The sequence below is a fragment of the Leifsonia sp. McL0618 genome (assembly GCF_049994905.1).
In the GTDB taxonomy this organism is placed as follows: domain Bacteria; phylum Actinomycetota; class Actinomycetes; order Actinomycetales; family Microbacteriaceae; genus Diaminobutyricibacter.
This window is the reverse complement of sequence record NZ_CP188258.1, coordinates 1,514,287-1,528,370: the sequence shown is the minus strand read 5'-3', so window position 1 is coordinate 1,528,370 and position 14,084 is coordinate 1,514,287. Positions and strand designations below refer to the sequence as shown.

Sequence of the window (14,084 nt, the reverse complement as noted above, 5' to 3'; positions counted from 1 at the left end):
GCGCCGGATCACAGATCAGGAGCGCGCGAGGATGGCGAGCAGGTCGGTTTCGGGAGCGAGTTCGCCGTACAGGGCCGACCGGCCTTCACCGAGGCGAGCGGACACGAAAGCGTGCGCGACCGCGCCGGGTGCAGTGCGCAGCAACAGGGATGCCTGCAGGCTGAGTGCGAGCGCCCCCACCAGTCGGCGGGCCTGCCCTGGAGCCGAGTCGCTGTCGGCGAGCGTTCGCGCGAGTTTCCGTGTCGACTCGAGATGCGCATCGAAGACGGGGTCGAGCCCCCGTGCCGCCGACACTTCGGCGTCGAACGCCTCGAGGGTCTCCGGCTCCCGGCTGATCGCGCGGAGCACATCCAGCGCGATCACGTTCCCCGACCCCTCCCAGACCGCCATCACCGGCTGTTCACGGTAGCGGCGGGCCAGCGGGAACGCCTCCGTGTAGCCGTTGCCGCCGAGGCATTCGAGCGCCTCATATGCATGACCGGGCCCGCGCTTGCAGACCCAGTACTTCGTCACTGCCGTTGCGAGCCGGCGGAAGGCCCGGTCGGCGTCGGACGCGTCGACGTCGTGCGCGCGAGCAAGGCGAAGCGACACCGCGGTGGCTGCCTCCGATTCGAGGGCGAGGTCGGCGACGACCGCGGTCATCGCCGGCTGGTCCACGAGAACTGAGCCGAACGCGCGCCGGTGCCGCACATGCCAGAGCGCTTCGGCGACCGCCTGCCTCATTCCGGCGGCCGTGCCGAAAATGCAGTCGAGCCTGGTGCGGTTGACCATCTCGATGATCGTGCGGACACCGCGGCCGTCCTCCCCCACGAGGAAGCCGACCGTGCGATCGAATTCGATCTCGCTGGACGCGTTCGACCGGTTGCCGAGCTTGTCTTTCAGCCGCTGGATCAGGAACACGTTGCGGGTTCCGTCGTCGAGAACGCGCGGCACCAGAAAGCAGCCGAGTCCCGCATCCGTCTGCGCCAGCACGAGAAACCCGTCAGACATCGGCGCGCTGCAGAACCATTTGTGGCCGGTGAGGAGCCAGCTGCCGTCGCCGGCGTCGACGGCACGCGTGGTGTTGGCGCGCACATCCGACCCGCCCTGCTTCTCTGTCATGGCCATGCCGAACAGCGCGGACGTCTTGCCGGGCCGGAGTGTCGCATCGTATTCGCGGCTGAGCAGGCGCGGCGTCCAGGTCTCGGCGAGCGCCGGGTTCGCCACCAGAGCGGGCACAGCGGCGTGCGTCATCGAGACCGGGCACGCGTGTCCCGGTTCGATCTGTGCGAAAAGCATGAACGTCGCAGCCCGTGCGACGTTCGCGCCCGGGCGCGGCTCCGCCCAGGCCGAGGTGTGGGCGCCCGCCTGGACAGCCTGGGAGAGGATGCGGTGATACGACGGGTGGTACTCGACCTCGTCGATCCGGTTGCCGACGCGGTCGAAGGCGATGAGGCGGGGCTCGCAGATGTTCGCGAGTTCGGCGTCGTGCTGGAACTCCGCGCTGCCGACGAGCGCACCCACCCGTTCGAGCGCGCCGACCGCCCAGCCCGCATCGTAGAGGCGTACCCCGTCGACGAGCGCCGTATTCGTGCCGAACTCGTCGATGCCGACGCGCGCCGGAACCTGGTTCGTGACGTCGTGGGTGACCATCGTCGGCCGTCCTAATGCTCCAGTTGTTCGGACAATTCCAGCCAGCGCGTCTCGAGGTCTGCGACTTCGTCCTCGAGTCCGCGCAGCTCGGAGGTGATGACTCCCAGTCCTTCGTAGTCGCTTTGGTCATGTTCCGCGAGCCGCTCGTGGGTGAGCGCGACCCGGTCGGCGAGCTTGGCCAGCTTCCGGTCGATCGACGCGACCTCCTTCTGCGCGTTGCGCAGGTCGGCCCCGGCGAGCGCCGGGGTGGCGGATGCTGGCCGCACGGGAGGCGCGGACCCGGATGCGCTGGTCGCGGCCGCCTTCGACGCCGCCGACTCCGAACGGCGCAGCGCGAGGTACTGGTCGACGCCGCCGGGCAGGTGACGCAGGGCCGCATCCATCACCGCGTACTGGTTGTCGGTGATCCGCTCGATCAGGTAGCGGTCGTGCGAGACGACGATGAGCGTGCCGGGCCACGAGTCGAGGAGGTCCTCCATCGCGGCGAGCATGTCGGTGTCGAGGTCGTTCGTCGGCTCGTCGAGGATGAGCACGTTCGGCTCGTCGAGCAGGATCAGCAGAAGCTGCAGCCGGCGCTTCTGGCCGCCGGAGAGGTCCCTGACCGGCGTCGAGAGCTGTGCGCTGGTGAAGCCGAGACGTTCGAGCATCTGCCCCGGCGTCATCTCTTTGCCGCCGGCGAGATAGGTCGTACGCTTGCCGGCGATGACCGCGCTGACCCGCTCGTCGAGGATGTCGTCGAGGTCGCCGAGCAGCTGCGTGAGCGTGGCGATCTTCACGGTCTTGCCGCGCTTGACACGGCCGCTCGTCGGCGTGACGGTCCCCGCGATCAGGCCGAGCAGGGTCGACTTGCCTGCACCGTTGACGCCGAGGATCCCGGTTCGCTCACCCGGCGCGATGCGCCATTCGATGTCGCGCAGCACGGTCTTCGGTGGGTACACGACCGTCGCATCGAGAAGGTCGACGACGTCTTTGCCGAGACGAGCCATCGCCATCTGGCTGAGGGCGACCGTGTCACGGGGCGGCGGCTCGCTCTCGATCAGGTCGTAGGCGGCATCCATGCGGAACTTCGGCTTCGAGGTGCGTGCAGGGGCACCCCTGCGCAGCCAGGCCAGCTCTTTGCGCAGGAGGTTCTGCCGTTTCGATTCGCTGGCGGCGGCCATCCTGTCGCGTTCGACGCGCTGGAGGATGTAGGCGGCGTAGCCTCCCTCGAACGGCTCGATGATGCGGTCGTGCACCTCCCACGTCGCCGTCGAGACCTCGTCGAGGAACCACCGGTCGTGCGTGACGACCAGAAGGCCGCCCGAATTGGCCGGCCAGCGCGACTTCAGGTGCTGCGCGAGCCAGGCGACGCCCTCGATGTCGAGGTGGTTGGTCGGCTCGTCGAGGAAGAGCACGTCGAGGTCCTGCACGAGCAGCGCGGCGAGGGCGACACGGCGGCGCTGGCCACCGGAGAGGTCGGCGACCAGGGCATCCCAGCGGATGTCGGAGACCAGGCCTGCGAGCACGTCGCGAACGCGCGCATCCCCCGCCCAGACGTGCTCATCGAGTTCGCCGACGATCGTCGAGCCGACCGTACGCGCCGGATCGAGCTCATCGCCCTGGTCGAGGACGCCGATGCTGACACCTCGACGCCGGGTCACGCGCCCCGCATCAGGCTGGAGCCGCCCGGCGAGGAGGGCGAGCAGCGTCGACTTCCCGTCGCCGTTGCGGCCGACGACGCCGATGCGGTCGCCCTCGTTGATCCCGACGGTCACACTGTCGAAGATGACGCGGGTCGGGTACTCGAGGTGGAGCGCTTCTGCGCCCAGGAGGTGTGCCATGTGCTGCCCAGTTTAGCGGCGACGTCGGCCGTCACGCCGTCGGGTGGTGAGGAGCGAGGGCTGCACCCGAATGGGTGCTGCCGCGCAACGTTGCACGCGTGAAAGACTCGAACGGACCGGCGCATCACACCCGACCTGGACGCGCTGCCGTCGTGTGGGGGGATGACATCGTGATCGTTGGCAGAGACCACCCGCGCGACCTCCTCCTCGCTGTGGCCGGCCGCGCGCTCCTCGAGGGCGGCGCCGTGCTCGTGAGCGGCGAGCCCGGGCTCGGTAAGACCACCCTGCTCGCCGACATCGCGTCGCGGCTGGATGCGTGGGCCGTCGTGCGCGTGCACGCCGACTCCTTCGAGTCGGACCTGAGCTACGCGGCGGTCGAGACGCTCGTCCGGGGACTGAACGCCCGCACCCCCTCCCGTGTGCGCAGCCCGGAGCCGACGGACAGCGCCATCACCGTCGGCCGCCTGGTGCTGGACGCCGTCGACGGCCTCGAGGCGCCCGTGTGCATCATCATGGATGACGCGCAATGGGTCGACGAAGCGTCGGCGCGGGCGCTGCGGTTCGCGGTTCGCCGTCTCGTCGACCAGCCGTTCCTACTGATCGTCGCGTCCCGGCCGAACTCCGGCGTCTCCACGCTCTTCGACGGCCTCGCCGCTGCCATGCCGAACACGGCGCGGGTCGACCTCGCGCCGTTCACGGTCGACGACACGCAGGAGCTCGCCCAGCACATCCTGGGGCACGCTGTCTCGCGCCGCACTGCGACGCGCCTCACCGAGACGACCCAGGGCTCCCCCCTCCTGCTGAGCGTGCTCCTCGCCCGCTTGCGCGAGACGTTCGCCGAGGCGCTGCACCCTGCCGGGTGGGAGATCCCGGTGGATGCCGCGGTGCCGCTGTCGGGAGCCGTCGCGGCCGCCCTCGAAGGAACAGCGCCGCCCGTGCGTAAAGGCGCGGAGATCCTCGCTGTACTGCGCGACCCCGTCCCTTTCCCCGTGTTCACAACGATCACGGAGCGGCTCGGCACGAGCGTCGACGTGGATGCCGCGATCGAGCGCGGTCTGGTCGCGTCGAAGGTGCGCGACGGGGTCGTCTGGCTGGAGCCGACCCACGCCATCCTCGCCGACGCGCTCACGGCAGACCTTCCGCTTTCCAGGCGCGTCGAGATCCACCGCGTCGCCGCCCGCGTCCTCACCGGGCACCGGGCCCTCCGGCACCGGGTCGAAGCCGCCGACCGTGCAGACCCGACCCTCGTCGCCGAGCTGATCGCGGCCAGCCGTGAGGCGGCAGACCTCGGCCGCTCCGGCCAGGCCATGAGCTATGCGAGGTCCGCGGTCCACCTGTCGGCGGCGGGCGCCGAACATGAACGAGCGCTGATCGAGATCGGGATGCTCGCCCTGCGCACCCGGCTGCACGAACGCATCTTCGACCTCGCGCCCGCGATCGAGGCGCTCCCGCCGAGCCCGGCGCGCGACGCCGTCCTGGTCGAGCTGCGCACCCTCACCGGCAACGTCCCCGGCGCTCTCACGCTCGGGCTCGCCCTGCAGGCCGCCCCCGTGACCACCCCCGAGGAGCGGATCCTGCGCGCCCACGTGGCGTGCATCCTGCCCATGGTGCAGATGGCGACCCGTGATTTCGGTTCTGTCCTCGGCCAGTTCGACATCGCCCGCCGGTTCCTGTCCGAGGCGCCGACGCACCCCGACGAGGTCGCCGACCCCGCCGTGAGCTGGCTGGTCCAGCCCCGCGACGAGTTGATGCGCCTGCTCGGGTGGGAGCTCACCGCCGCCGGACACATGCGCCGGACCGAGCTGCTCAGGGCGACCGTCGACGAACTCGACTCCCTGCTCGACGGGCCGGGGTCGCCTGCCGTCGTCGATGCCCTCGTCTCCCGCGCCAGCGTGTTCATCCGCACCGGGGACATCGATCGCGCGCACGACGACCTCGAGCTCGCGAACGAACTGATCCGGCTCTTCCCGTCGAGCTGGACGGCCGGCCACGGGCGGTCGATCTATGCGCATGCGCTCTTCCTCCTCGGAGAGTGGGACGAGTCCGTCACCGTCGCCGACACCGCCGTCGCCCTGGCCCTGGACGAGACCGACCTGTCGGCGTGGCCGATCGCCCTCACGGTATCGACCCTGGTTCGTGCGGGCCGTGGAAAGAGCCGCGCGGTCGAGGAGCGGCTCGCTTCTGCCGGCGACGCGCGCCCGGGTATCAGCGGCTCCTACGACAGCGACCTCCCCGTCATCGCCCGCGCCGAGCTCGCCCGCGCCACCGGCGACCGTGAGCAGCAGTTCGCCGCGACGGAACCCGCCGCGCGCGAGGCGTCCGCGGCGTCCACGCTCGGTTGGCTGACCTACCGGATCGACGCACTCGCGGCTCTCGGCCGCGCCGCCGAAGCCCGGGCCGAACTGGCGGCGTGCAGCGATCCTTCCCGCCTCTGGCAGCCATACTACGGTTCACTGGGCTGGCTGGAAGGGCGGGTGCTCGAGGCAGAAGGCGATACGGATGCGGCGATCGCCACCTACATTCGCGCGGCCGACTCCCGCGCATCCGCCCGGTTCCCCTTCCCGCACGCGGTGACGATGCTGGATGCCGGCCGGCTCCTTGCCGCCGACGGGCGCCAGAGTGAGGCCGTCACCATGCTGGAGCGCGCCGCCACCGTATTCCGGCGCCTCGGCGCTGCCGACTATCTCGCCGGCTGCACGGAGGCCCTCGAGGAGCTGGCGCGAGCGGGGGCCGACACCGCACTCGCGATGACGCGGGACGACCCGTTCGCCGACCTCACGACCCGCGAGCGCCAGATCGCCCACGCGCTCGCAGCGGGCATGACGAACAAAGAGATCGCCGAGCACCTCTACGTCTCGGTGACGACCGTCAACTTCCACGTGCGGAACATCCTCGCGAAGCTGCGGCTGTCCTCCCGTCGCGAGCTGCGCAGCCTGGCGCGAGCCGCCAGGGATCGGTCGGCGCGCGAGGCGCGCAGGCCCGGCCGGGCGCGCTGACCCGTGCGCCGACCCGTCAAGAGTTGACGGTTTTCCCTCACGGACTTGGTGCGCCGTCGGCGGCGTCGCTAGCGTGAATCTCACCCCGGGATGACCGACCACCCCGGCATATCGCGTGGAAACGTTTCTCGAACGAATCGTCTCAACCCGACATGCGCTCTGCTGCGGACTGGTCGGCATCCTTGGGTGTCCTGGCCTCCCGCGCGGTTCACTTCCCGTCGGTGAGGCGAAGCGCCTGCTGTTCGAGGTAGCGCTGCTCCGGCGTGCTCAGGGTGCGCCGTGCCGCCGTCCTGAACGCCTCGCGGGCCGCATCCGGATCGCCCGCCCGCTCGAGCAGGTGCGCCCTCACGACGTCCACACGGTAATGCCCGGCGAGGCCGGCGCCGTCGGCGACGCTTTCGAGCTGGGCGAGGGCAACGAACGGCCCGTCGACCTCGGCAAGCGCGACGATGCGGTTCAGCGTGACCATCGGGCCGGGCTCGAGCCGTGCGAGCAGGTCGTACAGCCCGAGGATCTCGTCCCAGTCGGTGTCTGCCGCGGTGCGGGCCTCGTCGTGCACGGCCGCGATCGCCGCCTGCACCTGGTAAGGCCCGATGGCAGCGTCAGCGAGCGCGTGGGTGATCAGGGCGACGCCCTCGGAGATCGCGGCCGTATCCCACAACGACCGGTCCTGTGCCGCGAGCGGGATCAGCGCCCCATCGCGGCCGGTGCGCGCCGGCCGCCGCGCGTCGGTGAGGAGCATGAGGGCGAGGAGCCCGGCGACCTCGCCGTCGTCCGGAACCAGCGCCCGCAGCATCCGTGCGAGACGGATCGCCTCCGACGCCAGCTCCACCCTGGTGGCATCGGGGCCCGAACTGGCCGTGTGACCCTCGGTGAAAATCAGGTACAGCACCCGAAGCACGCTGGTGAGCCTCGCCGACCGGTGGGCGTCATCCGGCATCGCGAACGGAGCGCCGGAGTCGCGGATGCGCTGCTTGGCCCGGCTGATCCGCTGCGCGATCGTCGCCTCCGGCACGAGGAAGGCCCGGGCGATCTCCGCCGTCGTGAGGCCGCCGACCGCCCGAAGCGTGAGGGCGACCTGGGAGGACGGCGTCAGCGCCGGGTGACAGCAGAGCATGACCAGGGTGAGGCTGTCGTCGACGGAGGTGGGCGGCGGCGCATCCGTCTCGTCCAGCGCAGCGACCGCCTCCTCCCTGCGACGGCGGGCCGCGTTGGCGCGCCACAGTTCGATGCGGCGCCTCGACGCCACCGTGATCAGCCAACCTCGCGGGCTGTCCGGGATGCCGGCCGCCGGCCAGGTCTGCGAGGCGGTCAGCAGCGCTTCCTGCACCGCGTCTTCACAGAGGTCGAAGTCGCCGTACCGCCGGGTGAGCGCGGCGACGGCCTGCGGCGCAAGCTCGCGCAGCAGCACTTCGACCTCCGTCGGCCTGCTCACACGTCGGGCCCGCCCAGGTTGAGGACCGGGCGCACTTCGACGAGCCCGTATGCCGCCTCAGGAAATCCTTCGGCGATCTCGACGGCCCGGTCGAGGCTTTCGCAGTCGACCAGGTAGAACCCGTTCAGCTGCTCCTTCACCTCGGCGAACGGTCCGTCGGTCGCGATCAGGCTGGAGTCGCGGGCCGGCACGCGCACCGCGAGCGACGGATCGGTGAGCGCCTCGGCCGCAACCAGCTCGCCTGACGCCTGCAGCCGCTGGTGAAGTCGGGCGTACAGCTCGTAGCCCGCGGAGCGCTGCTCATCGGTGAAGCTCTCCCACACCGCGCGCGACTTCTCGTTTCCGTTGATGAGAATGAGGTATTTCATCGCTGTCTCCATCCCTGGGTGAATCTTCTCACCCGGGACGTCGAGACGGGGGCGTCTGCTTCGACGTCTCCCATGCAAGTCCAGATCGGATGCGAACGAAGGAGAACATCATGACTGCCACCACCACCACCACCGCGGACACGGAGATCCGGGCGCTCCTCGCCGAACGTGAACGCGCCATGCGGGCACGCGACGCCGATGCGCTCGGAGCGTTGTTCACCGACGACCTCGTCAGCTTCTCGCTGGCGCCGCCCCTCGCATCACAGGGACGCGACGTGCAGGGCCTGCGCGACTGGCTGGCGACGTTCGACGGGGCGATCGAGTTCGACATCACCAGGGCGGTCGTCGAGGCGGACGGCGATATCGCGTTCGTCCACAGCATCAACCGTCTCTCGTCGACGCCGAAGGGCAGCAGCACCGCCTTCGCCCTCTGGTTCCGGTCGACGCTGGGACTGCGCCGGGTCGACGGCCGGTGGCTGATCGCGCACGACCATGGCTCGACCCCGTTCTCCATGGACCCGAGCACCGGTTTTCGGGCGGCGATCGACCTCGAGCCGTGACGGCAAGGCCCAGGAGGGAGAGGGGAATGAGCCGCTGACGGCGCTACTCCGAGAGGATGCGCGCGCCGTGCACCGGCGCCGTAGCGCGCACGGCAGTGTGCCGGGATGCGCTCAGCGCGATCTGCAGGTCGAGTGCGCTGTCGAGGTCCGCCGTCAGGAAGGCGACCGTTGGCCCCGACCCGGAGACGATGCCGGCGAGGGCGCCGTTCATCTCGCCGAGTTCGATGATCTCGCCGATGTGGGGGGCGAGGTGGATGGCGGGCGCCTGCAGGTCGTTGACGAGCGACTCGGCGAGCATGCGCGGGTCGCCCGCGCGCAGGGCCTGCAGGATGTTCGCGTCGACGGTCGGCTGCTTCTGGGCCGGAAAGATGTCCTGGGAGTGCCGTTCCCGGTGCCGGTCGAGTTCGCGGTAGACCTCGGGGGTGCTCATGCCCTCCTCGGGCAGCACCAGGACCCAGTGGAACTGCCCCTTGGCGAGGGCGGGGCTCAGTCGGTCGCCTCGGCCGGTGCCGATCGCCGTTCCCCCGATGAGCGCGAACGGAACATCGGCGCCGAGCCGGGATGCGAGCGCGAGCAGCTCGTCTTTCGTGCAGTCGGTTCCCCAGAGCGCGTCGCAGGCGAGGAGCGTCGCGGCAGCGTCGGCGGACCCTCCGCCCATCCCGCCGGCGATCGGAACGTGCTTGTCGATCTCGAGGTGCACGCCACCGCGGTAGTCCGTCTTGCGGGCGAGCAGGCGTGCAGCCTTGATGGCCAGGTTGTTGCCGTCGACAGGCAGTCCGGAGCAGTCGATCGGGCCGCCGAAGGTGACCGAGAAATCGTCGGCCGGATACGCGCGCACATCCTCGTAGAGGGACACCGCCTGGTAGGCCGTCGCCACGTCGTGGTACCCGTCTTCCATGACGGCCCCGACCCGGAGGAACACGTTGATCTTGCCCGGTGCCCTGGCGTGCACCATGTGGAGCGAGGCCTCGGAGGTCATGCTTCCAACCTACAGCCCTCGCAGCTTCAGGCTGCGCGCGCTATCGCGATGAAGTCGTCGACGGTCAATTGTTCGCCGCGCTCCGTCGGGTCGATCCCCGCTTTTTCGAGCGCAGCGGATGCCGTGGCCGAGTCCCCGAACAGGGCCGAGAGCGACTGCCGCAGCATCTTCCGCCGCTGCTGGAAGGCGGCGTCGACGACGGCGAACGTGCGCCTGCGCAGGTCCACGTCCCCGGGCTCGGCCTCATGCCGCTCGAATGCGACGAGGATCGAGTCCACATTCGGGACCGGCCAGAAGACCTGGCGGCTCACAGTGCCTGCCGTGCGCCACCGCCCGTACCAGGCCGCCTTCACGCTCGGCGCCCCGTAGACCTTCGACCCGGGTTCGGCGGCGACCCGCTGCCCGACCTCGGCCTGCACCATCACGACACCGGTGCGGATGCTCGGGAAGTGCTCGAGAAAGTGCAGCAGCACCGGCACGGACACATTGTACGGAAGGTTGGCCACGAGCCGCGCGGGCTCCCCGGCGAGCTCGGTGACGGTGAGGGCGTCGCGATGCACGACGCTCAGTCTTTCGGCGGCCGCCGGCGCGAGCGTCGCGACCGTCACCGGAAGCTGGCGGGCGAGTCGCCCGTCGATCTCGACCGCGACGACGGACGCCCCGGTCTCGAGCAGCCCCAGGGTGAGCGATCCGAGCCCGGGCCCGACTTCGACGACCCTGTCGCCCGCCTCGACGCCTGCGACGCGCACGATCCGCCGAACGGTGTTCGCGTCGATGACGAAGTTCTGGCCGAGCTTCTTGGTCGGCGTCACGTCGAGCAGCTCCGCCAGATCGCGGATCTCCGCCGGCCCCAGGAGCCGCACGTCGCTCATGCGACGGAACCGATCGGGGTGGTCGGGGGCGGCGCGACGGGCTCCGAGTCCCAGCGGCCGTAGACCAGCTCGGTGTTCGACGAGATCTGCGCGGCGAGCATCGACGCGTCGGTGTGCAGGTGGTCGGCCATGGCACGGAGGGTGTGCGGGAGGAGATAGGGCGCGTTCGGGCGGCCGCGGTAGGGCATCGGGGTCAGGAACGGCGCATCCGTCTCCACCAGCAGGAGCGCACGCGGCGCCACCTCGAGCGCCTCGCGCAGCCGGCCGGCGTTCTTGAACGTCACGTTGCCGGCGAACGACATGTACCAGCCGTTGTCGGTGCAGATCTCGGCGAGTTCGGCGTCACCGGAGAAGCAGTGGAAGACAGTGCGTTCGGGCGCTCCGACCCTCTTCAGGGTGCGGATCACGTCGGCGTGGGCGTCGCGGTCGTGGATCTGGAGGGCGAGGTCGTTCTGCCTGGCGATCTCGATGTGCGCCTCGAAAGAGCGGAACTGGGCCGCACGCCCCGACTCGTCCGTGCGGAAGAAGTCGAGCCCCGTCTCACCGACGGCGCGCACCCGCGGTCGCCCCGCCAGTTCGGCGATCACCTGGAGCGCGTCGTCGAGTTCGCCACGCTCGTCGTAGTCCGGCGCATCGTTCGGGTGGATCGCCACGGCTGCGAGCATCCGCGGTTCGATGGCCGCCATATCGGCCGACCAGCGCGACGTCTCGACATCGTTTCCGACCTGCACGACACCGCGCACGCCGACGCTCGACGCACGATCCAGCTGCTCACGGTAGTCGAGCGGATCGTCGCCGTCTGAGATCTCCAGGTGCGTGTGATTGTCGTACACGCCGACGACGAGTGCCTCCGGAAGCGGCGGGTAGCTCAGCTCGCGGCCCTCCGTCGCGTGCCGGTGACGGATGTGCGATTCGTCAGGCAACGGTCGCTTCGATTCGGGGAAACAGCGCTTCCAGCCCGTTGACTGTGGTGCCGGCAGCGAGCTGGCCCCACCGTCCGGCATCCCGGATGGGCTGTGCCTCGAGGGGACCGAGCTCCTGGCCGGCACCCAGCGACTCCCAGAGGCGTCCCGTCGCGGCAGGGATCACCGGTGAGAGCAGTACGGCGAGCGCGCGGAGCCCCTCCGCCGCGGTGTAGAGCACTGTGCCGAGTCGCTCACGCTGGGTCTCGTCTTTCGCGATCGACCACGGCTCCTGGGCCGTGATGTACCCGTTGAGCTCGTCGACGACCGTCCAGATCGCGGCGAGCGCGTCGTGGATGGCGAGGCTGCCGATCGCGGTGTCCGCGTCGGCGGCCGCCCTGGCCACTACATCCTGAACCACCAGGTCGGCGACGTCGTAGACCCCGGCAGGCGGCACGATGCCGTCGAAGTAGCGCGAGACCATCGCGATCACCCGGGATGCCAGGTTGCCGAAGCCGTTTGCGAGCTCCGACTGGTAGCGGGCCGCAAGGTCTTCCCAGCTGAACGACCCGTCCTGGCCGAAGCTGATCGCGCGCATGAAGTAATACCGGAACGCATCGGAGCCGAACGTCTCGGTGATCTGCGTCGGGGCGATACCCGTCAGCTTCGACTTCGACATCTTCTCGCCGCCGACGAGGAGCCAGCCGTGCCCGAAGACCTGGTGAGGAACGTCGAGCCCTGCCGCCATCAGCATCGCCGGCCAGATGACCGCGTGGAATCGCAGGATGTCTTTGCCGACGATGTGCGTCGCCGGCCAGCGCCGTTCGAACTGCTCCTCGTCCTGGCCATAGCCCACGGCCGTGATGTAGTTGAGGAGCGCGTCGAACCAGACGTATACGACGTGGGACTCGTCCCACGGCACCTTGATGCCCCAGTCGAAGCTGGACCGCGAGATCGACAGGTCGGACAGGCCCTGACGAACGAATGAGACCACCTCGTTGCGCGCCGCCTCAGGCTGCACGAAGTCGGGCCGGGACTCGTAGAGGTCGAGAAGCTTCTGGGAGAAGTCGCTCATGCGGAAGAAGTAGTTCTTCTCCTGCAGCAGTTCGAGCGGCTTCGAGTGGATGGCGCACACCTTCTGCCCGACGTATTCGCCGGTGCCGTCCACGATCTCGCTCTGGGGCTTGAACTCCTCGCAGCCGACGCAGTAGAGCGCCTCATACTCCCCCGCGTAGATGAATCCGTCGTCGTAGAGCTTCTGAAGGAACAGTTGCACGTTCTTCTCGTGGCGTTCGTCCGTCGTGCGGATGAAGTCATCGTTCGCGATGTCGATCGTCTTCAGCAGGGGCAGCCACTCGTCGTGCACGAGGCGATCGGCCCACTCCTTCGGGGTGGTGCCGTTCGCGGTGGCGGTGCGGAGGATCTTCTGCCCGTGCTCGTCGGTGCCCGTGAGCAGCCAGGTGTCATCGCCGGCCTGGCGGTGCCACCGGGCCAGCACATCAGCGGCGACCTCGGTGTACGCGTGCCCGATGTGGGGAACATCGTTCACGTAGAAAATCGGCGTGGTGATGTAGAACGAAGAGCCGTCGGACATGCTGACTATCCTACGGGCGCGGCCGGAACGCTCTGGCCGTGTTACAGGGGCTCAGAGCGGACGAGACACGGAGCTGCTACCTCGCCGGCCCGGCATCGGCTTTGCGGGCGGCGAGCGCCGCCTGGTAGAGGTCGCGTTTGCCCAGGCCCGTCGCCTCGGCAACCTCGGCCGCCGCATCCTTGAGCCGGGTGCCGGCGGCGACGAGCGACAGCACCTGGTCCACGCCGGAATCCAGGTCGACGACGGTCGCGGCTGCGCCGTCGACGACGACGCAGATCTCACCGCGAACCCCATCGGCCGCCCACGCCGCGAGCTCGGCGGCCGAACCGCGCCTGACCTCTTCGAACATCTTCGTGAGCTCGCGGCAGACCACCACGCGGCGATCGGCACCGAGCACGGATGCGAGGTCGGCCAGTGCGGCTGCGAGCCTGTTGGGGGATTCGAAGAAGACCATGGTGCGGCGCTCGCCGGCAAGGGCGCGGAAGGCGGCCATCCGCTCCCCCTGCTTGCGCGGGAGGAACCCTTCGAAGGTGAATCGGTCGGTAGGCAGGCCCGACACTGCGAGAGCAGTGATGACCGCCGACGGGCCGGGAAGGGCGGTCACGCCCACGCCGGCGGCGGCCGCGGCCTCGACCAGGTGGAAGCCGGGATCGGACACGGTCGGCATGCCGGCGTCGCTCAGCACCAGCACATCCGTCTCGCGGGCCAGCTCGACGACCTCAGCGGACCGGTCGCGCTCGTTGTGGTCGTGGAGAGCGATCAGCCTCGGGCGGTTCTCCACCCCGAGCCCCGCCAGCAGGCGCTGCGTGACCCGCGTGTCCTCCGATGCGACGATCCCGACGGCTCCGAGCGCCTCGACGAGCCGCACCGACGCATCCTTGAGGTTCCCTATGGGTGTCGCGGCGAGGATGATCATCAGCCCAGTC

Annotated in this window: 11 protein-coding genes; 2 read left to right on the top strand and 9 right to left on the bottom strand. The window is 69.7% G+C overall.

The window, feature by feature from the left end; genetic code table 11:
• Window positions 1–15: 15 nt before the first annotated feature.
• Both ACPPVQ_RS07250 and ACPPVQ_RS07245 read right to left on the bottom strand, forming a co-directional pair.
• Complete coding sequence (locus ACPPVQ_RS07250) at window positions 16–1,632, bottom strand: acyl-CoA dehydrogenase family protein (protein WP_426520097.1); 1,617 nt, start codon at window positions 1,630–1,632, stop codon at window positions 16–18.
• A gap of 11 nt (window positions 1,633–1,643) precedes the next feature.
• On the bottom strand, window positions 1,644–3,452 hold the full coding sequence (locus tag ACPPVQ_RS07245; RefSeq protein WP_426520095.1) for an ABC-F family ATP-binding cassette domain-containing protein: 1,809 nt from the start codon (window positions 3,450–3,452) through the stop codon (window positions 1,644–1,646).
• Window positions 3,453–3,622: 170 nt separating this feature from the next.
• On the opposite strand from ACPPVQ_RS07245, the gene ACPPVQ_RS07240 reads away from it, so the two are divergent.
• Window positions 3,623–6,448: a helix-turn-helix transcriptional regulator gene (locus ACPPVQ_RS07240; protein WP_426520093.1), complete on the top strand. Its 2,826-nt coding sequence runs from the start codon at window positions 3,623–3,625 to the stop codon at window positions 6,446–6,448.
• A gap of 208 nt (window positions 6,449–6,656) precedes the next feature.
• Here the strand turns inward: ACPPVQ_RS07240 and ACPPVQ_RS07235 are convergent, their stop codons facing one another.
• Together ACPPVQ_RS07235 and ACPPVQ_RS07230 are read right to left on the bottom strand one after the other, a co-directional pair.
• Entirely contained in the window at window positions 6,657–7,883 is a 1,227-nt protein-coding gene (locus tag ACPPVQ_RS07235; RefSeq protein WP_426520091.1) for an RNA polymerase sigma factor, read from the bottom strand.
• Window positions 7,880–8,251 (bottom strand): YciI family protein, encoded by a 372-nt coding sequence (locus ACPPVQ_RS07230; RefSeq protein WP_426520089.1) that lies wholly within the window; start codon window positions 8,249–8,251, stop codon window positions 7,880–7,882. Before ACPPVQ_RS07230 ends, ACPPVQ_RS07235 begins: the two co-directional genes overlap by 4 nt.
• 110 nt (window positions 8,252–8,361) lie before the next feature.
• Here ACPPVQ_RS07230 and ACPPVQ_RS07225 point away from each other — a divergent pair, with 110 nt between their 5' ends.
• Window positions 8,362–8,811, top strand: coding sequence for a YybH family protein (locus ACPPVQ_RS07225; RefSeq protein ID WP_426520087.1), 450 nt, complete (start codon window positions 8,362–8,364; stop codon window positions 8,809–8,811).
• Between the two features lie 43 nt (window positions 8,812–8,854).
• Here the strand turns inward: ACPPVQ_RS07225 and ACPPVQ_RS07220 are convergent, their stop codons facing one another.
• From ACPPVQ_RS07220 to rsmI, 5 genes are all read right to left on the bottom strand, one after another.
• Complete coding sequence (locus tag ACPPVQ_RS07220) at window positions 8,855–9,790, bottom strand: 4-(cytidine 5'-diphospho)-2-C-methyl-D-erythritol kinase (protein ID WP_426520085.1); 936 nt, start codon at window positions 9,788–9,790, stop codon at window positions 8,855–8,857.
• Between the two features lie 26 nt (window positions 9,791–9,816).
• Entirely contained in the window at window positions 9,817–10,662 is an 846-nt protein-coding gene (rsmA, locus tag ACPPVQ_RS07215; protein WP_426520083.1) for a 16S rRNA (adenine(1518)-N(6)/adenine(1519)-N(6))-dimethyltransferase RsmA, read from the bottom strand.
• The gene (locus tag ACPPVQ_RS07210; protein ID WP_426520081.1) at window positions 10,659–11,585 is read right to left on the bottom strand and encodes a TatD family hydrolase; all 927 of its coding nucleotides are present in this window, start codon (window positions 11,583–11,585) and stop codon (window positions 10,659–10,661) included. The genes rsmA and ACPPVQ_RS07210 overlap by 4 nt, the downstream gene beginning before the upstream one ends.
• On the bottom strand, window positions 11,578–13,158 hold the full coding sequence (gene metG, locus ACPPVQ_RS07205) for a methionine--tRNA ligase (protein WP_426520079.1): 1,581 nt from the start codon (window positions 13,156–13,158) through the stop codon (window positions 11,578–11,580). The genes ACPPVQ_RS07210 and metG overlap by 8 nt, the downstream gene beginning before the upstream one ends.
• Window positions 13,159–13,234: 76 nt before the next feature.
• Window positions 13,235–14,074, bottom strand: coding sequence for a 16S rRNA (cytidine(1402)-2'-O)-methyltransferase (rsmI, locus tag ACPPVQ_RS07200; RefSeq protein WP_426520077.1), 840 nt, complete (start codon window positions 14,072–14,074; stop codon window positions 13,235–13,237).
• Between the last annotated feature and the right edge of the window lie 10 nt (window positions 14,075–14,084).